The sequence below is a fragment of the Acinetobacter sp. IK31 genome (assembly GCF_035615195.1).
Lineage (GTDB): Bacteria > Pseudomonadota > Gammaproteobacteria > Pseudomonadales > Moraxellaceae > Acinetobacter > Acinetobacter calcoaceticus_C.
In genome coordinates this window covers 235,687-257,951 of the sequence record NZ_JANBOB010000030.1, presented here as the reverse complement: position 1 = coordinate 257,951, position 22,265 = coordinate 235,687, and the positions used below count along the sequence as shown (strand labels likewise).

Sequence of the window (22,265 nt, the reverse complement as noted above, 5' to 3'; positions counted from 1 at the left end):
TATATATGGCTGGTGAAAAGTCAACTATTATTTACACACTGACTGACGAGGCGCCACTATTGGCGACCTATTCGCTACTGCCGATCATTGAGACCTTTACTAAGCCAGCTGGCATCGAGATTATTAAAAGTGACATCTCTGTAGCTGCACGTGTGCTCGCAGAATTCGCTGAATACCTAAGTGAAGAGCAAAAGGTAACTGACAACCTTGCAGAGCTAGGTCGTCTTACACAAGATCCAGATACTAATATTATCAAACTCCCGAATATCAGTGCGTCTGTTGCGCAATTAACTGCATGTATCAAAGAGCTTCAATCAAAAGGTTATGCAATTCCTGATTATCCGGAAAATCCTGCAAACGAAGAAGAAAAATCAATCAAAGCTCGTTATGGTAAGTGCCTTGGTTCAGCAGTAAATCCTGTCCTTCGTGAAGGTAACTCTGACCGTCGTGCTCCAGCAGCAGTTAAAAATTACGCAAAAAAACACCCTCATTCAATGAGCGAGTGGAAACAGTGGTCACAAACTCATGTTTCACATATGGAAGAAGGTGACTTCTACCATGGCGAAAAATCAATGACACTTGATCGCGCACGTAATGTGAAAATGGAACTTATCACGAACAGTGGTAAGAGCATTGTTCTTAAGCCAAAAGTTGCGCTACAAGACGGCGAAATCATTGATTCAATGTTCATGAGCAAGAAAGCACTTTGTGATTTCTATGAAAAAGAACTTGATGATTGTAAAGAAGCGGGGATTTTGTTCTCTTTACACGTAAAAGCGACAATGATGAAAGTTTCACACCCGATCGTTTTTGGTCACTGTGTGAAAATCTATTACAAAGAAGCTTTCGAAAAACACGGTAAGTTATTTGACGAATTAGGCATTAACGTAAATAACGGTATGGCTGGGTTGTACGAGAAAATCGAAACTCTTCCAACGTCATTACGTGAAGAAATCATTGAAGACTTACATGCTTGTCAAGAACACCGTCCTGCGCTTGCAATGGTTGACTCAGCAAAAGGCATCACAAACTTCCACTCACCAAACGACATCATCGTTGATGCTTCAATGCCAGCTATGATCCGTGCGGGTGGTAAAATGTGGGGTGCTGATGGTAAGCAATATGATGCTAAAGCTGTTATGCCAGAATCAACATTTGCCCGTATTTACCAAGAAATGATCAATTTCTGTAAATGGCATGGTAATTTTGACCCAAAAACTATGGGTACAGTACCTAACGTTGGCTTGATGGCACAAAAAGCTGAAGAATACGGTTCTCACGATAAAACTTTTGAAATTCCAGAAGCTGGTATTGCAAATATTACCGACCTTGAAACTGGTGAAGTTTTATTAACTCAAAACGTTGAGGAAGGTGATATCTGGCGTATGTGTCAGGTTAAAGATGCACCGATTCGTGATTGGGTTAAACTTGCTGTGACTCGTGCACGTAACTCAGGCATGCCTGCGATTTTCTGGCTTGACCCGTACCGTCCACACGAAAATGAATTGATCAAGAAAGTACAAACGTATTTAAAAGATTATGACACGACTGGCCTTGATATTGAGATCATGTCGCAAGTTCGTGCAATGCGTTACACACTTGAACGTGTAGTACGTGGTCTAGATACTATTTCTGTGACTGGTAACATCTTACGTGACTACTTAACAGACTTGTTCCCAATTATGGAACTTGGTACTTCTGCGAAAATGTTGTCTATCGTTCCGCTTATGGCGGGTGGTGGTATGTACGAGACTGGTGCGGGTGGTTCAGCGCCGAAACACGTACAACAACTTGTTGAAGAAAACCATTTACGCTGGGATTCGCTTGGTGAGTTCCTTGCCCTAGCTGCTTCTTTGGAAGAGATGGGTATTAAAGAAAATAATGCTCGTGCTAAGTTACTTGCTAAGACTCTTGATGAAGCGACTGACAAATTGCTTGATAATGGTAAGTCTCCATCACGCCGTACCGGTGAGATTGACAACCGTGGTAGCCATTTCTACTTGTCACTTTACTGGGCTGAAGCACTTGCTGCACAGAACGAAGATGCTGAGTTAAAAGCTAAATTTGCTTCACTTGCAAAAACTTTAGCTCAAGACGAACCGAAGATTGTTGCTGAACTTGCTCAAGTACAAGGTAAACCAGCTGACATCGGTGGTTACTATGCAATTGATAAAGCAAAAGTAGATGCTGTAATGCGTCCAAGTGCTACATTCAATACAGCTCTTGCAACTGTTCAAGCTTAATTACTAACTCGTTAGTAAATAGCTTAAAAGCCGGTGTTTATACACCGGTTTTTTTATTTTTATAAAAATAAAAGTCATTAAAAAAGCCCACCTAGGTGAGCTTTGAAAGCCTAAATCTTATCGATCATTGCGGCCACGACCACGGGGTGCTTTAGCATTTGGACGAGTTGTACCATTGGTTTTGCGACGTGGTTTTTCACCATCATCCATCTGCCAAATACGTTTTGTACCAGACTTCTTCGTAGAACCGTCTTTATTTTTACGAACCATTGGCTTGCCGCCAGTGCCGCCTGGTTTTTTCACATATGAACGTGAACGATAAGGTTCTTCAGCAGGCACATCTTTAAAATCAGGGTAAAGCAAAGGCTCAATTTCTTTAACATCCCCAGGTTTTAAGCCGAGTTGAACTAAATCAATTGAACCAATTTTAGTACGGATTAAACGTAAAGTTGGAAAACCTACCGCAGAAGTCATACGACGAACTTGACGGTTACGGCCTTCACAAATTGAAATTTCGATCCAAGATGTTGGAATATTTGCACGAAAACGTACAGGTGGGTTACGTTCCCATAACCATTCTGGCTCGCTTACCTTAATGGCGGTGGCAGGAAGCGTTATACCATCATTAAGTTCTACACCTTTACGAAGCTGCTCAAGCGCTTCTTCAGTTACATCGCCATCAACTTGAACTAAATACGTTTTGTATTTTTTATTCGCAGGGTTAGTAATGAACTGATTCAAACCACCATGATCAGTTAAAAAAACTAAACCCTCAGAGTCCATATCAAGACGGCCTGCCAAACGCAAAGTCGGGTCATCAACAAAGTCAGAGACGGTCATATGCGCTTCGTCTTTACGAAACTGGGAGAGAACGTCATATGGTTTGTTGAGAATGACAATTTTCATAAAAAATGACTTCTTCTTTCAAATAACTAGAGAAAACATTGAGGTTTATTTAAGTGAGAAATCTGATTATTTCTCATATAAATCCCAAAAATGATTAATTTCAATTAAGCTATTATGCGTTAAGAAGAGTTGAAAGTATTGTGTATCGATAATTATTTTTAGTTAATTAAGTATTATAAAAGGGAGAATTCACACAATGGGTTATCAGAAGATTGTGGTTCCTGCAGATGGCGACAAAATTAAGGTAAATGCAGACCTGTCACTGAATGTACCAAATCATCCAATTATTCCTTTTATTGAGGGTGATGGTATTGGTGTGGATATTACACCAACCATGAAAGCAGTCGTAGATGCTGCTATTTTAAAAGCTTACGGTGGCAAACGCTCAATCGAATGGATGGAAGTGTATTGCGGCGAAAAAGCCAATAAAATTTATGGCAGCTATATGCCGGAAGAAACTTTTGAAGCACTTCGTGAGTTTGTTGTCTCAATTAAAGGTCCTTTAACGACACCAGTCGGTGGTGGCATTCGTTCACTCAACGTTGCCTTACGCCAAGAATTGGATTTATATGTTTGCGTACGTCCAGTGCGTTGGTTTGAAGGTGTTCCTTCACCTGTTCAACACCCAGAATTAACCGACATGGTCATTTTCCGTGAAAATTCGGAAGATATTTATGCGGGCATTGAATGGAAAGCCGATTCTGAAGAAGCTAAAAAAGTCATTAGATTCCTTCAAGAAGAAATGGGTGTGACAAAGATCCGTTTTCCAGAAGGCTGTGGTATCGGAATTAAACCTGTATCGAAAGAAGGTTCACAGCGTTTAGTACGCAAAGCCATTCAGTTTGCAATTGAAAATGATAAGCCTTCGGTGACCCTTGTTCATAAGGGTAATATCATGAAATATACCGAAGGGGCCTTTAAAGAGTGGGGCTATGAGCTCGCTCTCGATCGTTTCGGTGGGGAACTCATTGATGGTGGTCCATGGGTTAAAATTAAGAACCCTAGGACTGGTAAAGACATCATCATTAAAGATGTGATTGCGGATGCATTCTTACAGCAAATTTTAATGCGTCCCGCTGATTACTCTGTTATTGCAACGCTTAATTTAAATGGTGATTATATTTCTGATGCTTTAGCCGCAGAAGTAGGCGGCATTGGTATTGCACCGGGTGCAAATATTGGTGGTGCAATTGCTGTTTATGAAGCAACTCATGGCACTGCGCCTAAATATGCAGGTCAAGATAAAGTAAACCCCGGTTCAATCATTCTTTCTGCTGAAATGATGCTACGTGATATGGGCTGGACAGAAGCTGCTGATCTGATCATTAAAGGAATTTCAGGAGCGATTGCCGCTAAAACTGTAACTTACGATTTTGAGCGGTTAATGCCGGATGCAACCTTGTTACGTTGCTCTGAGTTTGGTGATGCGATTATTAAGCACATGGACGATTAAATAACTCTTCTATTAAAAAGCCCTCAGTTGAGGGCTTTTTTTATTGCAAAAATTCAGGGTATTTAGTGGTCTTCGTGATGCCGACTTTCTTTTGATAACTCTGGTCTAGAGCCTGAATAATAAGAACAAAGGCAATTAAAAATAGCGGCAAGAACAGAGATTTCATAATTCGGTTTCTCCGAGAGTTGAGATGTAAGTAGGCCGTACAGGAAATAAAAGGCAAACTGCAAAGAGTAGAACGATTCCACCCAAAAGGAAGAGATGTGCATAAGACCAGTGCAAATGATGCAAAGTACTAATGACGACACCGCCTAAAAGCTGAGTGCTAGCAAACCCAATCGTGGCAAGGCTCCATAGCTTTTGATAACGTTGCTCATAAATTTGTAAGAGGCTATAAGAGCTAATAAACACCGTAGCGGGGGTTAGTAATCCTGTAAAAAAGGAGGATAAAGCGAGCAAAGAAGTGGTCTGGGAAAAGAAAGGTAAAACAACAGCTAGACAGTAAATGGCATATAACCATTTAATGGTGTGTAAATATCCTATTATTCGGCTTAAGCAATAAGCGACAAATGCACCAATGCAGCTTCCTGCTCCATAGAGAACCCAAAATAAATTCCTTTGTTCTAATGAAAAATGCAAAGTTCCAGATAAATAATCCATCCAGAATAGAGAGTGAGGAATATAAGCAAAGGCACTGCACATGTAGGCAATAATAATGACTAGGCCTAAACGTGATTTTTGCGAGGCTTGCAGGTTTGTAGAATGCGGCTTAATCATCTGAGCTGTATTAGTTCTTAGTAATTGATAAAGCAGTACGCTTCCTAATATAGAAATGCTTGCAAAAATATCCCAAACATATTGAACAGACATATTTTTAAGTACAGGAATAATAATGGTGGCAGATAACACACCCATGCCAATCCCGCTAAATCCTAAAAAATTAACTTTTAATCTTTGCGTGGTGGGAATGTATTTCATGGCAAAGCTCGGGGCTAAAATCATAAGCAAGCCGCCAGCAATACCAGAAACCGTACGCCAGAAAATGAACCATGCCAGAGGCATATCCATGAATGAGCAGCCTAGGAGGCTGAGGCTCCCGGCAATAGTTGAGAGTACGATCATGGATGGGATGTACTTTTCTTTAATACTCAATAATGCCAATAAGGCACCAATGAGATATCCCAATAAATTTGCACTCCCTAAGAAGCTGGCAAAATCATGGGTCCAGTGATATTGCTCAATCATGATCGGCATGAGCGCAGTATATGAAAATCTGAACACTCCAATACCCAAACAAGTTGCCAAAAAGACAAGTAAGCTCATTCGATAAAACGTAGACATGAGAAGACTCTCAATTTTTTTATTATTAAAAGCTAGTTTTATGATCATTAAAAATGATTTAATAAGATGATAGTTATCTTATTTTGAGATAGTGTAATGTTATTAAAGTCACTAGAGTTTTTCTTGGCGGTCGCAGAGAGTGGAAGTTTTTCATTGGCTGCACAAAAAATGTATACCGTTCAATCGAATATCACGAGCCATATAAAAAAACTTGAAGAAGAGTTGGGGGTGATTTTATTAAATCGCCATAACCCAGTGACGCTAACCAATGCAGGACAACAGCTACATAGTTATGCTGTTCAAATGCTTGCACTACACCATAAAGCTAAAAGAATCTTTCAAGAGGGTGGAATTGATCCTGCTGAATCAATCCGACTTGGAAGTATGGAGACCACCGCTGCGATACGTTTGCCACAGTTACTCAATCAATGTATGCAGCAATATCCTACTTTACCCATTGAACTACAAACTCATCCGACACGCTATTTATTAAATGCTATACATCAGGGGGAATTGGACTGTGCTTTTGTGGCATCTAAACATTCAATTCCTGAGTTATATAGTTTTCCTGTGTGGCATGAAGAACTGGTTCTGGTTTGTCCTAAGCAACAAGAGAGCTTTCCAGACATGGCAACCCTTGCAAAAACAAGGTTTATAGCATTTCGGCAAGGTTGTTCATATAGACATGCCATAGAGCTTTTCTTGAATGACTTTAGTATTCCACCCTCACAAATTATGGAAATGGGAAGTCTGGACGGTATTGTGAGTTGTGTAGAGTTGGGCGTTGGTTTTGCTTTATTACCTAAGTCTTATCTGGCAAAAGTTGCGGATAAAGTGTCCGTCAATTGTTTTGAACTAAATATGGAATCTGCTTTTTTCACTACATATTTAGTTGCCCAGTTACCCGAAACATGGGGAACCAATTTAAAGCAATTTATTTATTTTATTGAGCAACAATTTGAATTAAAGGTTGCTTAGGTAGAGGCTGATTTTTATACATAAATATTTTACGTAATTTATAAATTAAAAGTGATATATATGTATTTAAAAGTCATTTTATATTCTCACGCAGGTTTGTAATCATCTTGATGCTATAAAATTGTTGAAAAGGGTAGTTTATATAGGCCGGCTATGGTCAAATATGCCCCCTTGAAAGATGACACAAGCAATAATTTGGAGTTTGGGAATGAATATACCCTTAATCATCAATATTGTGGTTTTTGTCGGGTTAATATTTTTACTCGCCCAAACACGTAAAACAGACTGGAGCTTATCAAAAAAAGTTCTGGCTGGCTTAATTCTAGGTGTGGTGTTTGGCTTAGGACTACATTTGATTTATAGCGGTGGCCATCCGATTCTTGCTGAATCTATTAGCTGGTTTAATATCGTTGGAAACGGCTATGTAAAACTTTTACAAATGGTTGTTATGCCTTTGGTGTTTGTGTCTATTTTGGGAGCGGTTGCAAAATTACACCAAGCCTCATCTTTAGGCAAAATCAGTTTTTATACGATTGGTACTTTACTCTTTACAACGCTCATTGCTGCACTCGTAGGGGTGTTTGTTACTAACCTGTTTGGCTTAACAGCAAAAGGTTTGGTGCAAGGTGCTGCCGAAACTGCACGTTTAACTGCCATTAATACAGACTATGTGGACAAAGTTACCGATTTAAGTGTACCGCAATTTATTCTTTCCTTTATTCCAAGTAATCCATTTGCTGAATTGACTGGTGCAAACCCCACTTCAATTATTAGTGTGGTTATCTTTGCCGGCTTCTTAGGGATAGCAGCACTAAACTTAATGAAAGATGATGAAGAAAAAGGTCAGCGTATTTTAACGGCTATCCAGACTTTACAGTCTTGGGTAATGAAGCTAGTTCGTTTGGTAATGACGCTTACGCCTTATGGTGTTTTTGCACTCATGACCAAAGTTGTGGCAAGTTCGAATGTTGCAGATATCTTAAACTTAGGCGGTTTCTTGGTGGCATCTTATTTAGGTTTAGCCATCATGTTTGTCGTGCATGCCATTATTTTGACGCTTACAGGTGTTTCTCCGCTTAAATTCTTTAAGAAAGTTGCTCCTGTTTTAACGTTTGCATTTACCAGCCGTTCAAGCGCTGCAAGCATTCCACTGAGTATCGAAGCACAAACTCGTCGTTTAGGTATTCCTGAATCTATTGCAAGTTTCTCTGCTTCATTTGGTGCGACAATTGGCCAAAATGGTTGTGCTGGTTTATATCCAGCAATGCTAGCGGTAATGGTTGCGCCAACGATGGGAATTAACACGCTAGACCCCATGTGGATTGCATCGTTAGTTGGTATTGTGACTTTAAGTTCAATTGGTGTGGCTGGAGTAGGTGGCGGTGCGACTTTTGCTGCACTGATCGTACTTCCTGCAATGGGTTTACCTGTAACTTTGGTTGCACTTCTTATTTCAATTGAACCTTTAATTGATATGGGACGTACTGCCTTGAATGTAAATGGTTCAATGACTGCTGGTGTTGTTACCAGTCAATTGATGGGCCAGACAGATAAAGAAATATTAAACAGTGAAGATGAAATTGAACTAACACATCATTAATAATCTGTAAGAGACGACTCAATCTCATTGGATTGGGTCGTTTTTTTATGTGTGAATAATAGCTGTAATGCTAATTTTTTAAAATCTGTGTCTGTTTATATTTAAAAAAATTGAAGACAATGAGTTAATTTAAAAGAGTTGAATATCATGAAAATGTATCAAGTCGATGCTTTTACAAAAGAGTTATTTCGAGGAAATCCTGCGGCAGTTATTGTAGAAAAAGAATGGCTAGATGCAGATTTAATGCAGAAGATAGCACTTGAAAATAACTTGTCTGAAACTGCTTTTGTAAAAATTATAGACTCTGAAAATTATGAAATCCGTTGGTTTACTCCAACGGTTGAAGTCGATTTTTGTGGACATGCTACCCTTGCCAGTGCGTTTGTCATATTTAAAGATTTTACCGAAAAAAAGACCATTAATTTTCATGTACGAAACTTAGGTATTTTTGTGATTCATCAAGATGATGATGGCAAAATCAGAATGGATTTTCCAATTCGTAAAGCTCATCAAGTTGAAGATTATCCTGCTATTTTACATCAAGCTTTAACTAAACCTTTTAAAGCGGTTTATCAAAATGTTCAAGCCTACATTGTTGAATATGAGTCAGTGCAAGATGTATTGGATGAGCAGCCTGACATGAACTTGCTCAAAACATTAGGTAAACGAACTGCTGTTACAGCAAGTGATATGGATGTTGCAATAACCTCAAAAGCCGCCCCGCAATACGGTTGTGTATCTCGTTATTTTGCACCTATCGCTGGTATTGATGAAGACCCTGTCACAGGTTCAATTCATACTGCTATAGCGCCGTTATGGGCAGAAAAACTTGGGGAAAATAATATTGTGGCTTATCAGGCTTCTAGTCGAGGTGGCGTTTTACATTGCAAGATTTTGTCTGAAGAACGTATTGAAATTTCAGGATATGGGAAGCTTTATATGCAAGCCGAGATTTACCTTTAGCAGAAAAGCAAAAGCCGTTTAAGTAAACGGCTTTTTTTTCAAAACTTTACTATGAAAAAAAGTTCAAATTTCCTACTATAGTACTCCCAAATATTGATTTTTTATTATTCAAATTAATTGGAATTTATATGTTTATGCAGTTTAAACAACTGACTCTCTCCCTATGTATTCTTGGTTTAAGTGCTGCAACTTGGGCACAAACCACACTAGTAAAAAGCAAGCAAAATATTGAGGAATATAAATTAGATAATGGTTTTCGGGTTGTACTTGCACCGAATGACAAAGAAAATAAAATCTTTATTAACACCATTTATTTGACGGGTTCATTAAATGACCCACAAGGCAAAAGTGGTTTAGCTCATTTGCTTGAACACTTAGCTTTTAAGGGGACAAAAAATGTTAAAGGGGAAGAATTCCAGCGTCGTCTAGATCAATATACTTTGATGACGAACGCAAGCACAGATTATTACTCGACTAAATATACCAACATCGTTCGCCCAGAAAAGACTGCACTCAATGAAGTGTTGTACCTTGAATCTGAACGTATGGATAAATTGGTTCTACAAGAAAAATTTGTTCCTTCCGAAATTGAAATCGTAAAACGCGAACGTGAAGTCCGCATGGATCAGCCTTTTGCTGTCCTGATGGATCAAATGTGGAAGTCAGCCTATGGCAACCAATATTTAGGGCGTTTACCGATTGGTGATTTGCCTGAGCTTAAATCTATTAAAATGTCTGAGCTAGACCGTTTTTATCGTAGCTGGTATGCACCGAATAATGCAGTCATGGTTGTTTCAGGTAAATTCGATAAGACAGAAGTTTTAAAAACAATTGACCAATATTTTAGTCCAATCGCAGCGCGTGAGGTTCCTAAAGCTGTTCAGATTCCTGTGCTCGACTCTACAAAAATAAAAAATCGTCAGTTTGTAGTAAAAAAGGGAAGTGATCTGGCGAAGTTCCATATCTATATGAATGGAAAAAATACCAAAATTCAGCCGACACTAGCGTTAGCTCCTTTGTTATATACCATGCAACCAAGTGGTCATTTATATCAGAACATGGTTGAAACAGGTATTACCACAAATGTTGAGGCGAGTACGTGGTTAGACCAAGATTTTAATGTGGTATTCCTAGGCGCTATATATGCACCAAGTAATGACCCTAAAAAAGTTGAAAACTCATTACTTACGGGTATCGAGAAAGGGAAGCCTTTTACTGAAGTTGAATTAAATCGTGTTAAGAGTTTAATGAAAACTCAAGGTGACTTAATCACCAAAGATGCGGTAGCACTTGGGTCGCGTTTAAGTGATTACACGGTCGCTGGTGGGCAATGGGATCAATATTTTAAAGATTTAGATTCGGTAAAAAACGTTAAGCTAGATGATGTGAATCAAACTTTAAAACAGTTCATTGTTGCTGAGCATCGTATTGACGGTGATATTTTGCCAACACCTGAAGATCAGAAAAAAGCTCAACAGCAAAATTCAAAAGAGGCCCCTAAAACTCTAGATCAGGTGGCAGCAAAGGCAGAACCTTTAAAAGACCCGAAAGCCTATCAACAAGAAGTGACAGAGTTTTTAAAAACTTCAAAACAGTATGTAGAAAGTAATGAGAAAAAGATTATCCGTGGCAAACTGAAAAATGGAATGAAGTACGCTTTATTCCCAGTTGAAACACGTGATGATCGTACTTATGCCACAATTACGATGGATTTCGGAACAGAGAAATCTTTATTTAATAAAGGCACAGTTGTCGATTTAACCTCATATTTATTACTCCGTGGTTCCGATAAATATAGTTTGCAGGATATTGCCGATAAATCGATTGATGCGGGCGGTGCGGCTTATGCAAGTGCTGACGGCAATGGTATGACCATTAACATTCAGTCTAAAACAGAAAAATTTGATGAATTTTTCAAGTTTGCACTTGATGTGATGAAAAATCCAAAATTTGAGCAATCCCAATTTGATTTGATTAAATCGCAGAGTTTATCAGGTCTTGATCGTCCTTATACTGAACCAGATGTAGTTGCTGGCTTAACACTCTCACGTTTGCTTGAAGAATATCAACCGGGTGATTTGCGTTATCACTTTGAACCGGAACTGGCAAAACAGCAATTGAAAAGTGCTACTCAGGAACAAGTGAAAGAATTGTACGAGCATTTCTTTGCAATGAACCATGCTCAAATTGCCATTACGGGTAAGTTTGATGCGAAAAAAATGCAGAAATTACTTGATCAGGAATTTGGTCGTTGGAATGGTAAACAACCTTATCAAAAGATCTTGATTGATCACGTTGATTTTCCAGCTCAGCAAGTTCATGTTTTATCTGAGCAGCGCGAATTTGGTAGTTACCAAAGTGTGCTCGCTCTACCAGTCGGGAAAAATCACCCTGATGCGCCAGCATTAATTTTACTCAACTATATTTTAGGTGAGTCTCAAATTTCATCACGTTTGGCCCAAGAGCTTCGTGAGAAAAATGCATTGGTGTATGGTTTTGGCAGTGGGTTACAGCTTGATCGTGATACTAATGTAGGTGCTTTAAGCATTAGTGCAAATTACACTTCGGGTCGCTCAGCGCAGGTTTCTGCATCAATACATAAAGTGTTGAATGACTTGTTGAAAAATGGTGTGACTGAGCAAGAGCTTGAAGCCGCTAAAGCAGATATCATGAAGAAACGCGTTACGGCTTTAGAAGATGAACGTAATATTCATGGGATGTTAAATCTCCAGCTTGAGTCTGGTAAAACATTACAAGACCGAATCCGCCATGATCAAGAGTTAACTAAACTGACTGTTGCGGACGTAAACACAGTAATTAAAAAGTATATTAAACCTGAACATTTAGTCGAGGTTATGGCTGATCAATATGGTCAGGCAGCAAAAAAATAAAGCCTTCTTTAAAATAAAAAGCCACTCAATCGTGGCTTTTTATTTGGGTATTTAAATCATATTAATGATCGTGTTTATGCGCGTGAAAATCTTCATTTTTACGGAAACGTAAATAATTTTCGAACTGTTCACAGTACTCATCAAAGTTATCTTCGAGCATCATTTGAAATTGTTGCACAAGATAAGACATGACTTGATCTTTAGCATCACGCATTTCATCGCCATCTTTAAAATTATTTGCCGCTACCCATGTGTTAAAACGGGCGCTAGCAAATAACATTGCCGCACTCACTTGACCACGCAGCTCGGCTGGATCTGTTTTTTCACCTTTTGGCGGGCGACAAAAATCATTCGCTTGTTTGATAAATTCATCCGCACGCTCAAAGAAAACCGCATTTAAAGCTTCTTCTTCAGTAACATCTGTTGCATTAATCTTTTGAGACATGACTTATTCCCGCAAAAATAGAGCTGCTTATTATAGGCAAAGCCTTGCGGAAACAAAACCTTTGACTTAGTCTGTAAATAGCCTAAGTGTCGGTAGGAGAGCCTAATATGCAAGATGCAATTGCGATTCAAAGTTTAAAAACAGATATTGCTTTATTACGCCAACATGTTTTTCCACCTCAATATTTAGAACATGTGGAAGGGCTGCCGATTTATTATGGTTTACAACAAGAAGTCGAAATCTATTACCAACAATGGCAAGGACTAATTGAAAGGGCACAAGAACTTTTTCAACCGTTTATGGAAGATGAATTACCAGATGCGATTCATTTGCCCAGTCATTTAAATTTACCCTTGTTCTTTTTTCATGTAGACCGAATTCGGATTAATAAAACACGAGCTAAGGAATCTAAGACTTTTCGCGGGGTCGCGAGCTTAATTGAAAAATGTGGGCAGTTCGAAGCAGACCAAATTTTTACGATGCAGGAATGGTTGCAGAGCGATGATACTGCTGCACTGGTGGCTCATCGTGAGTTCATCGACTTAAGAACCTATGTATTCCAACATGGACAAAGTGAATATACCCGTTCACGTTTTTATACCAATGGAATTGTGTTAGGAGTTGAGCCGCATTTTAAGCTGGTCGATGCCCGAGATAAGCCAAGAAAGCAACGTAGTGATAGCTATAATGACCCGTTAGTAGATAACGGTGTATGGAAAGTATTTGGTAAATACCGATAAAAAGTCGCTGCGCGTTTACAGCGACTTTTATAAATTACCAGAACGTTTCGGCCTGACTAAAAGTTTGTAAAGCTTTGGCGGACCGCTTTTGTAAGTGAGGCTGTTTGGCTTTTACCCAGCCTAATGCAAACCAGAAAGACGAGTCATTTTCGACAGCTTTATTGAAAATACCTTCAGCAATAAACAAATCGTTATAGTGACCTAAGGTATTTTGTACAGGTTGTAGCTGTTTTAAATATTGCTGTACTTTTTTGTCAGGGTAAAGACTCGAAATAAACTCAACACAATAACGTAACTGCTTAGCTTTCTTTCGGATTTTGTGCTGTTCAGTGACTTCAAGTTCAGAGAAATGTTCAGCATTGCTAATCACTTTATGATGTAGCTTATCTAAACTCTTTTTAATATGTTTTTTTAACCCACCTGTTTTGGACTTTGAATTTTCTTCCGAGTAGGCGAATGCTAATAAATCTAGTAATAGCTTAATCGTGTCCGAAGATGTAAATAGTATTGAGAGTTCTTTTAATGGCTGGGCTGAAACGGGCAATAAAAGTTCAGGTGAGCCATGTTGCTGGATGATAGGTAAAACTTCAGTTCGAATCGCATCTTCATCACGAGTGTCTCCAAGCTTACGGAAAAGCTCAGCAATTTGTTCTTCCCAAACCGGATTTACTTCGTTTGACCAGCTAGAAAAATGTTTAAGTGCACTACGTAAACGGCGCAAACTCACACGTGCCTGATGAATATGTTCAGCTTCGGCAACACCATCGGCAATTGCTGCCATATTTGGTAAGAATTGTCCTAAACAATTATCTACAATCTTTTTGAGAGCTTCTTCAGCAGTAATATCTTTATTTAATGTCAGTGCTTTGGCATGAACAGCGGGAGAGACCGCTTGCCCTAGTGCTAATAAATTACCACGCTCGGCTTTACTTCTGACATCGAGCCAAAGGGTATAACGATTAATCCATTGCTGTGCAAACTGAATAAGTGTTTTAACTGCGCCTTGTTTAAGTTCAAATTCAACTTCGCAAATTATGCTTTGAGCAGTTGCGGTTTTGACTACACCGTCATCAAGGCAAACTTCAATCGCTGTATTGTCTGCTTCAAACACATGATAGGTGCGCTGTACGTCAGTCTCAAATTGCAAAGTTAGCTTTTCAACTTCTGTACCTAGTGCTTCATGAAGTAAGCCTATAACAGTTTTATTATCTTGATATAGTTCGAGGTTTAAGTCAGGTTCTTTTTCGCATTGACCCAAATGAATTTCTTCTTCAACACGGTGTAGGTGGCTTTGACCTGCGGCTTTAAATGTTTGGACCCATTGATCATTTTCTTTACGCAAACGTAGTGCCATGCCATTTTTTGCAAGTAATCGTTCGGGTGTGTCGTAATATTTTGCCTGAAGATGAATCTGCTGTGCTTTATGCTTTTTTAAGTATTGCTGAACAGTTTTTTTCTTCGATTCAGGTAACTGAAACTTAAGCTCGACTTCAACCATAATATATTCTCCCCGAATCTCAGGTATTTAAACTATCTTGAATCAGTATAATAGCTTAGCGCTAAAAATAACGGATTTGATAGAGAAAGTTACAAAGCTGCATATCGCGCTAATCTTTCTTTTGGGTGTACAATCAACTAAATTTTGATCAAATAAAAATCAGGAAGATGATCGTGAATGTACCCGTAAATTTTAATCATGAAGTTCAACCAGAGTTTGAATTACCCCTTAAAAACTACCAAGAATTTTATCGTTTTTATTTAACTGAGCACCGCAACATCATGAGCAGACGCTTGCATGTGGTGGGTAGCAGTATTGGGCTATATTTCTTTTCAAAAGCAATCCATAAGAAACAGGCGAAATATGTACTCTATGGTTTGATGGCGGGTTACGCAAACGCTTGGGTTGGACATTTTGTGTTTGAAAAAAATAAACCTGCGAGTTTTAAACAACCTTTCTATAGCTTTATTTCAGATTGGCGAATGTTATCTGATGTTGCACGTGGTCGTTTGAGTTTGATTGATCGTAAACACGATAAGATTCCGAGTTAATTTTTTATTTCTATTCTTAATAGACCGATTGGTACTGGTAAGCCCATATCAATCGGTACTTATGATGACCTATAAATCCGTTATACTAGCGAAGTTTTTTAAAGCAAGAGTAGAGTATGCGCGGTTTATATCTGATTACCAATGATGACCCAATTCAATTATTATTAGAAAAACTAGATGTCGCGCTTGCAACTAAACAGGTCGCAATTTTACAGTACCGCCGTAAAAAAATAGAAAAAACTGACCAACCTGCTGAAGTTGAGCAAATCAAACTATTGTGTGAAAAATACCAAGTTCCTTTTGTAATTAATGATGACCTAGAACTGGCTGCTCAGTTTGGTTTAGGTGTGCATTTAGGGCAAAGTGACGGTGAAATTACCGATGCCAAATCTCAGTTACCACAAAATGTCATCATTGGTCGTACTTGTTTGAACTCTTTAGAGCTTGCCCAAAAAGCAATTGCAGATGGTGCAACTTATATTGCATTTGGTGCGGTCTATGCGACCTCTACAAAACCTGAAGCAGGTAATGTGGGCATAGAAGTGATTAAGCAGGCAGCGATTCAATATGATCTACCGATTTGTGCAATTGGCGGTTTAACCGTTGAAAACTCAAAACCTGTGATTGAGGCTGGGGCTGACCTGTGTGCGGTCATTAGTGATATATTAGGCCGATCAACTGCTGAAATTCCTGCCCGTGTACAAGCGTGGGCACAATTATTTTCTTAAGCTTTCAAAATTATTTTTTAGATATTTAAGACGAGCATTTCCATGAGTTTATCTCCAAAGCAAGAACAGTTATTTAAACAAGCCAGCAAACACATTCCTGGTGGTGTGAACTCTCCAGTACGTGCCTTTAATGGCGTTGGAGGAACACCTGTTTTCATCGAGAAAGCGAAAGGTGCATATTTATGGGATGTTGATGGTAAGCGCTATGTTGACTATGTTGGTTCATGGGGACCAATGATTTTGGGTCATGCTCATCCTGAGATTATTAAAGCTGTGCAAACTGCTGCCGAAGACGGTTTAAGTTTTGGTGCTCCGACCGTACATGAAACAACGTTGGCAGATATTATCTGTGAAATCATGCCATCAATTGAATTGGTACGTATGACGAACTCTGGTACAGAAGCGACTATGACAGCTATTCGTTTAGCACGTGGTTACACTGGCCGTGACAAAATTGTGAAGTTTGAAGGTTGTTACCATGGTCACTCAGACTCGCTTTTAGTAAAAGCAGGTTCAGGCTTACTCACTCTAGGTGAAGGTGAACCGACTTCAAAAGGCGTTCCAGTTGATTTTGCTAAACACACTTTAACGCTGCCTTACAACGATATTGCTGCGTTAAAAGAATGTTTTGTTAAATTTGGTCATGAAATTGCGGGTGTAATCATTGAACCTGTCGCGGGTAACATGAATATGGTGAAACCAATTGACGGTTTCTTACAAGCCATTCGCGATGTGTGTGATGAATATAAATCTGTCTTTATTATTGATGAAGTGATGACAGGTTTCCGTGTTGCTTTAGGTGGTGCTCAATCGGTTTATAATGTTAAGCCAGACTTAACGACCTTGGGTAAAATCATTGGTGCAGGCTTACCAGTTGGAGCGTTTGGTGGTAAACGTGAAATCATGGAATGCATCGCACCTTTAGGTGGTGTATACCAAGCAGGTACATTATCTGGCAACCCACTCGCTATGCGTGCTGGTATCGAAATGTTCAAACATTTACGCCAACCAGATTTTTATAGCAAGTTATCAGCTCAACTTGAAAAGTTACTTACAGGTTTGCAAGCGGCAGCTGATGAAGCGGGTATTCCATTTAAAACTCAGCAAGCTGGTGCAATGTTCGGTCTTTACTTCACAAACCAAGAAGATATTACAAGTTTCGACTCTATGTTGGCGTGTGATATTGAAGCTTTCAAAAAGTTCTTCCATGGCATGCTAAAACGTGGTGTGAACTTGGCACCGTCAGCATTTGAAGCAGGCTTTATTTCATCTGCTCATTCTGATGAAGATATCGAATATACGATTCAAGCTGCAAAAGAAACATTCGCTGAAATGAAGTAAGTAAAAAAAGCCCGTTTAAAACGGGCTTTTTAATTTGGACCATTTTTATATTTGTAGAGAACAATGTTTTATCCCTTACCTCGAAAAATCCAATTAGCAGCAAATACTTCAAATTGGTCAATTGATTCTGCGCAAAGTATATTGCTATTAGTTGGGCTAAATGAGCTTAAAGTTTTACCAGATTGGGCCGGGCAGCCATTAGCCGATCATTTAGAATTGCTAAGTAAAAGAGCACAGGCGCTCGAAATTCCAATCATTTTTATTGATGCATCTCAGCTTCAGCAAACCATGTTGCAGCTTGGTCAACAGTTGTCATCAAATAGTAAAGCCCAAGTTGTGATGGCTGGGCATTTATCACCTCTATTTAAGCAAGTCATGCAACTCGTTTTATCGATTACAGATCAGGTCAGTGTGGTAAATGATGCAATCTTGGCAGGTAATTTAGAACAGCATATCCAGTGGGTTGAAAAGATTAGTTTTGACCATATAAAACATTTAAATACGCAGAGCTTAATACGGTTGTGGTCTTTAAGTGTACCGTCTGAATATATTCTGTCGGATAAAGGAATTTTATTGGCAATTGCTGAACAGGTTGGGCGGCATCCCATGGAAATTCACCCTGAAATTGATTTACGAAACTATGGATTGAATCAATCTGCTGTGGATTACCTAGTCGACCTATGGCGTGCAAATGGTGCGAGCCTAAGCGCTGAAGAGGTGATGCAAGCACCTACATTGCAACATATTATGCAGTTATTGAAGCATTGATTCACCATAGACCCGTAGTGCTCCATAATATTTGCAAATTATGCTGTTAATTTACCCGAACGGCATTGTAATTCGGACGTAAGCTTTTTATTATTGCCCGCTTGTTTTTCATCTTACCTTGGGAATATAACTTTGAGTGATTTTCTAAGTGAACATCTGATCTATCGAGATGATGATTTTATGGTGATTCATAAACCTTCGGACATTTTGAGTGTTCCTGGTAAGGGTGATTTACATGATAGTGTTTTGACAAGGTTGGTTGCGATTGAACCTAAAACTTTGCTCATTCATCGTCTAGATCGAGATACTTCCGGTATTTTAGTGTTTGGCTTATCTAAACGCGGTCAAAGTGCAATTGCACGTCAATTCCAAGACCGTCAAACTTCAAAAATATATGAAGCACTAGTCGCAGGTCATCTAGAAGGTGAGGGTACGGTAGACATTCCGGTTATCTATGACCCAAGCCGCCCCCCTCTACATATTGTAGATGCTTCTCATAATAAGCCTGCTTTAACCCATTGGCAGGCTCTAGAACATTTTCAGATTCAGGGACAGCCGGTAACTCGTGTGAAATTAACACCAATTACCGGCCGATCCCATCAACTCCGTGTACACATGCAATATCTTGGACATCCAATTGTAGGTGACACGCTGTATGCAACAGCGGAGCAGCAACTTGTTCCGCGTTTGTGTTTGCATGCCAAACAGTTAAGTTTTAATCATCCTGTCACAGCGGAAATATTAACTTTTAACTGTCCTGTACCGTTTTAATGTAAAAAACTTTTGATGAGTAATTTTTTGTAGTAAAGCTATTTAATTGGTTTTTGCTTCAAAATTTTCCTTTAAAGACTACATAAAAAGATGCAAAAATAAGCTAATTTGCATCGTACAATATGTAGTATGTAGCGCGAACTTAAGAGAAAGGTGGAAAAATTGCAGCAGTATGCTATTGGTCAACGTTGGCTATCAGACACAGAAACTGAGCTCGGTTTAGGTGTTCTTATTGAGGTAGATGAAAGATCTGTCAGCATTTTATTCCCCAAAAGTGATGAGACACGTGTATATGCACGTAATAATGCTCCGCTCTCTCGTATCATCTTTAACACCAATGATGAAGTTCAAGATCAGGAAGGTAAGAAGTGGATTGTTGAGTCTATTGAAGACCGTCATGGTGTTTTGCGTTATAACGTGATTCGTACATTAGAAAATGGCGAACAAGAACGTAAAGCGCTGAATGAGACACGTATTGGTGCACAAATCCAGCTATCGAAGCCTTTAGATCGTTTGCTTGCAAGTCAGGTTGACTATAAAGAGTGGTATGACCTGCGCATTGAAGCCATGTTAATGCAAGCACAAATGCAAAACAGCCCTCTACGCGGTATGGTTGGTGCGCGTGTTGGTTTAATTCCACATCAGCTTTATATCGCACATGAAGTAGGTAAACGTTTTGCACCCCGTGTTTTACTTGCCGATGAAGTGGGCTTAGGTAAAACAATTGAAGCTGGTTTAATTATCCACCAACAGCTTAAGACTGGCCGTTCAGAACGAATTCTTATTTTAGTCCCTGATTCTTTACAGTATCAGTGGATGATTGAAATGCGTCGCCGTTTTAATTTGCAATTCTCTCTTTTCGATTTAACACGCACCGCATCTATTAAAGAACATGATCCAGAACTCAACCCATTCTTAACCGAGCAATGCATTATTGCGAGCGTTGATTTAATGGTTGACCATGATGATTTGCGCGAGCAAGCAATCGAAGCTGGTTTTGATTTACTCGTGGTCGATGAAGCACATCATTTGATGTGGAGCGAAGAAGAAGGCGGTAATGACCGTTACGATTTAATCGAAGAATTGGCTGAAAATACGGCAGGGGTATTGTTGCTGACTGCAACGCCTGAACAATTGGGTGTGGAAAGCCATTTCGCACGTTTACGTTTACTTGATCCGCAGCGTTTTAGTAGTTTAGAGCGCTTCTTAGATGAAGAAACTCAGTACCAGCAGACTGCAAAAATTGCTGAAGCGCTCATGTCTGATCAACCCTTAACTCCTGAGCATTTATCTGCTTTAGAGGGCTTGTTAGGGCATAGTATTGAAGACCAGCCTGAACAACGCTTTAGAGCAATTCACGAATTATTAGACCGTCATGGTACGGGTCGTATTTTATTCCGCAATACGCGTGAAGCAATTCAAGGCTTCCCAGGGCGTGATTGTCAGCCAGCACCATTACCAGCACCAGAAGACTGGTCAAAAGATGGAAAACTGCGTGAGCAGATGTGGCCTGAAGAAGCACACCTTGATGGTTCATGGATGCAAAATGACCCACGTGTACTATGGGTAATGGAAGTTCTGCGCAAAGATCTCAAGCATAAAAAAGTGCTTTTAATTGCGCGTAGTGGACCCGTTGTTGAAGCTTTAGAAAATGTATTGCGTTTGCATGCAGGCATTCGTACTGCAATGTTCCATGAAGGCATGAGCTTACTTGAGCGTGACCAAGCGGCTGCTTATTTTGCTGAAGAAAGCTATGGTGCACAAATTCTACTGTGTTCTGAAATTGGTTCTGAAGGCCGTAATTTCCAATTCGCCAGTGATCTAATTTTATTTGATCTACCCGCTAACCCAGATGTTTTAGAGCAACGTATCGGGCGTCTAGACCGTATTGGTCAAGAAAACCGTATTCAGATTCATGTGCCATATCTTGTAGGAACAGCTCAAGAACGTATGTTCCGTTGGTACAATGAAGCACTTAATATTTTCAGCAATATTTCGCCAACAGCACAAACGTTGCAAGAAAACTTTATTGTTGAATTAAAAGACTGTTTGCTTGCAGACCAAGGTCAAACTTTTGAAGATTTGCTTGAAGAAGTGAATGTTCAACGTCAAGCTTTGGAAGCTGAGCTTCAGGCAGGCCGAGACCGCTTACTTGAATATAACTCGTGTCGTCCAATTGTGGCGCAAGAGATTGTTCAGGCCTTAGAAGATTATGATGACAATACAACGCTACCAATGTTTGTGAAGCGTTTCATGTCATCAACCAATATCGACTTTGATGAGCAAAGTAACGGTACTGTAATTATTCGTCCAACAGACCAAATGCAAGTGCAAGGTTTGGCGCTAGACGAAGAAGGCATGACAGCAACGTTCTATCGTGATCAGGCTCAGCTTCGTGAAGATGCTCAATATTTAACTTTAGAGCATCCATTCATTGAAAGTGTAATGGAAATGATCCGTACGCAATCATTTGGTAGTACCAATGTTGCTGTACTCAAATCCAATGCGTTAAAGCAAGGTTCAGTACTAATCGAAGTATGGTTTAAAGTCGATGTAGTTGCACCTAAAGCATTGAACTTACCATCGAGCTTACCTAAGCAGTTAATTCGGGTATTGTTAAGTGAAAATGGTCAGGACTTATCTGAAAAGATTGATCCAGCTATTCTAAAACCATATTTACATCACTTAGATGGCAATAGCTGTCGTCAGGTGGTTAAAGCTCGCCGTGATATTATTGAGCAACGTTATAAACAAGCGTTGGATATCGCGAAAGTTGATTTGCCACAGCTTCAGCAACAAGCAAAAGAACATTATGGCAATAAATGGCAATATGAAATTGACCGTTTAACTTATCTAAAACAGTTCAACCCAAGTATTCGTCAAGATGAAATTGAACGTTTGCAAAAGCTGCAAAAAGAAGGTTTGAGCTTGCTGGATGGTTTAACTGTTACACCAGAAGCAATTCAAGTATTAGTTGTGGTTAAGCCATAATTAACTCAAAATAAAAAAAGCGCCTAGAGGGCGCTTTTTTTATAGACCAATTTAGAA

At 39.3% G+C, this 22,265-nt stretch carries 18 protein-coding genes; 13 read left to right on the top strand and 5 right to left on the bottom strand.

Going from position 1 to position 22,265, the window contains the following annotated elements; all coding sequences use genetic code 11:
- Positions 1 to 5: 5 nt before the first annotated feature.
- The gene (locus MSG66_RS14670; protein WP_324654478.1) at positions 6 to 2,243 is read left to right on the top strand and encodes an NADP-dependent isocitrate dehydrogenase; all 2,238 of its coding nucleotides are present in this window, start codon (positions 6 to 8) and stop codon (positions 2,241 to 2,243) included.
- A 117-nt stretch (positions 2,244 to 2,360) separates the two neighbouring features.
- On the opposite strand, the gene MSG66_RS14665 is transcribed toward MSG66_RS14670, so the two are convergent.
- A complete protein-coding gene (locus tag MSG66_RS14665) occupies positions 2,361 to 3,149 on the bottom strand; it encodes an rRNA large subunit pseudouridine synthase E (RefSeq protein WP_075431495.1) in 789 nt (262 codons plus the stop codon).
- A 196-nt stretch (positions 3,150 to 3,345) separates the two neighbouring features.
- Between MSG66_RS14665 and icd the strand changes: the two genes are divergently transcribed.
- Positions 3,346 to 4,602 (top strand): NADP-dependent isocitrate dehydrogenase, encoded by a 1,257-nt coding sequence (gene icd, locus MSG66_RS14660; RefSeq protein ID WP_202742992.1) that lies wholly within the window; start codon positions 3,346 to 3,348, stop codon positions 4,600 to 4,602.
- Between the two features lie 40 nt (positions 4,603 to 4,642).
- On the opposite strand, the gene MSG66_RS14655 is transcribed toward icd, so the two are convergent.
- Together MSG66_RS14655 and MSG66_RS14650 are read right to left on the bottom strand one after the other, a co-directional pair.
- Positions 4,643 to 4,768: a hypothetical protein gene (locus MSG66_RS14655; protein ID WP_227549229.1), complete on the bottom strand. Its 126-nt coding sequence runs from the start codon at positions 4,766 to 4,768 to the stop codon at positions 4,643 to 4,645.
- Complete coding sequence (locus tag MSG66_RS14650; RefSeq protein ID WP_324654477.1) at positions 4,765 to 5,991, bottom strand: YbfB/YjiJ family MFS transporter; 1,227 nt, start codon at positions 5,989 to 5,991, stop codon at positions 4,765 to 4,767. The genes MSG66_RS14655 and MSG66_RS14650 overlap by 4 nt, the downstream gene beginning before the upstream one ends.
- 48 nt (positions 5,992 to 6,039) lie before the next feature.
- On the opposite strand from MSG66_RS14650, the gene MSG66_RS14645 reads away from it, so the two are divergent.
- The 4 genes from MSG66_RS14645 to MSG66_RS14630 all read left to right on the top strand — a co-directional run bounded on the left by MSG66_RS14645 (position 6,040) and on the right by MSG66_RS14630 (position 12,375).
- Positions 6,040 to 6,921, top strand: a complete 882-nt coding sequence (locus tag MSG66_RS14645) for a LysR family transcriptional regulator (RefSeq protein ID WP_324654476.1) — start codon at positions 6,040 to 6,042, stop codon at positions 6,919 to 6,921.
- A gap of 208 nt (positions 6,922 to 7,129) precedes the next feature.
- The gene (locus tag MSG66_RS14640; protein WP_324654475.1) at positions 7,130 to 8,521 is read left to right on the top strand and encodes an L-cystine transporter; all 1,392 of its coding nucleotides are present in this window, start codon (positions 7,130 to 7,132) and stop codon (positions 8,519 to 8,521) included.
- A 147-nt stretch (positions 8,522 to 8,668) separates the two neighbouring features.
- Complete coding sequence (locus MSG66_RS14635) at positions 8,669 to 9,484, top strand: PhzF family phenazine biosynthesis protein (protein ID WP_202742989.1); 816 nt, start codon at positions 8,669 to 8,671, stop codon at positions 9,482 to 9,484.
- A 128-nt stretch (positions 9,485 to 9,612) separates the two neighbouring features.
- On the top strand, positions 9,613 to 12,375 hold the full coding sequence (locus MSG66_RS14630) for a pitrilysin family protein (protein ID WP_324654474.1): 2,763 nt from the start codon (positions 9,613 to 9,615) through the stop codon (positions 12,373 to 12,375).
- A 61-nt stretch (positions 12,376 to 12,436) separates the two neighbouring features.
- Here the strand turns inward: MSG66_RS14630 and MSG66_RS14625 are convergent, their stop codons facing one another.
- Positions 12,437 to 12,820: a DUF3144 domain-containing protein gene (locus MSG66_RS14625; protein WP_017387905.1), complete on the bottom strand. Its 384-nt coding sequence runs from the start codon at positions 12,818 to 12,820 to the stop codon at positions 12,437 to 12,439.
- Positions 12,821 to 12,927: 107 nt separating this feature from the next.
- Here MSG66_RS14625 and MSG66_RS14620 point away from each other — a divergent pair, with 107 nt between their 5' ends.
- The gene (locus MSG66_RS14620) at positions 12,928 to 13,560 is read left to right on the top strand and encodes a hypothetical protein (protein ID WP_324654473.1); all 633 of its coding nucleotides are present in this window, start codon (positions 12,928 to 12,930) and stop codon (positions 13,558 to 13,560) included.
- 34 nt (positions 13,561 to 13,594) lie between these two features.
- On the opposite strand, the gene MSG66_RS14615 is transcribed toward MSG66_RS14620, so the two are convergent.
- A complete protein-coding gene (locus MSG66_RS14615; RefSeq protein ID WP_262472649.1) occupies positions 13,595 to 15,058 on the bottom strand; it encodes a CYTH and CHAD domain-containing protein in 1,464 nt (487 codons plus the stop codon).
- A 167-nt stretch (positions 15,059 to 15,225) separates the two neighbouring features.
- Between MSG66_RS14615 and MSG66_RS14610 the strand changes: the two genes are divergently transcribed.
- The 6 genes from MSG66_RS14610 to rapA all read left to right on the top strand — a co-directional run bounded on the left by MSG66_RS14610 (position 15,226) and on the right by rapA (position 22,208).
- Positions 15,226 to 15,609: a DUF962 domain-containing protein gene (locus tag MSG66_RS14610; protein WP_262472650.1), complete on the top strand. Its 384-nt coding sequence runs from the start codon at positions 15,226 to 15,228 to the stop codon at positions 15,607 to 15,609.
- Positions 15,610 to 15,725: 116 nt separating this feature from the next.
- Entirely contained in the window at positions 15,726 to 16,337 is a 612-nt protein-coding gene (thiE, locus tag MSG66_RS14605) for a thiamine phosphate synthase (RefSeq protein ID WP_133972330.1), read from the top strand.
- Between the two features lie 42 nt (positions 16,338 to 16,379).
- Positions 16,380 to 17,678, top strand: coding sequence for a glutamate-1-semialdehyde 2,1-aminomutase (hemL, locus tag MSG66_RS14600; protein WP_202742983.1), 1,299 nt, complete (start codon positions 16,380 to 16,382; stop codon positions 17,676 to 17,678).
- Positions 17,679 to 17,741: 63 nt separating this feature from the next.
- On the top strand, positions 17,742 to 18,446 hold the full coding sequence (locus MSG66_RS14595) for an acyl carrier protein (protein WP_324654472.1): 705 nt from the start codon (positions 17,742 to 17,744) through the stop codon (positions 18,444 to 18,446).
- A gap of 132 nt (positions 18,447 to 18,578) precedes the next feature.
- Entirely contained in the window at positions 18,579 to 19,217 is a 639-nt protein-coding gene (locus MSG66_RS14590) for an RluA family pseudouridine synthase (RefSeq protein ID WP_133972334.1), read from the top strand.
- A 153-nt stretch (positions 19,218 to 19,370) separates the two neighbouring features.
- Positions 19,371 to 22,208, top strand: coding sequence for an RNA polymerase-associated protein RapA (gene rapA, locus MSG66_RS14585; RefSeq protein WP_324654471.1), 2,838 nt, complete (start codon positions 19,371 to 19,373; stop codon positions 22,206 to 22,208).
- The last annotated feature ends 57 nt before the right edge of the window (positions 22,209 to 22,265 follow it).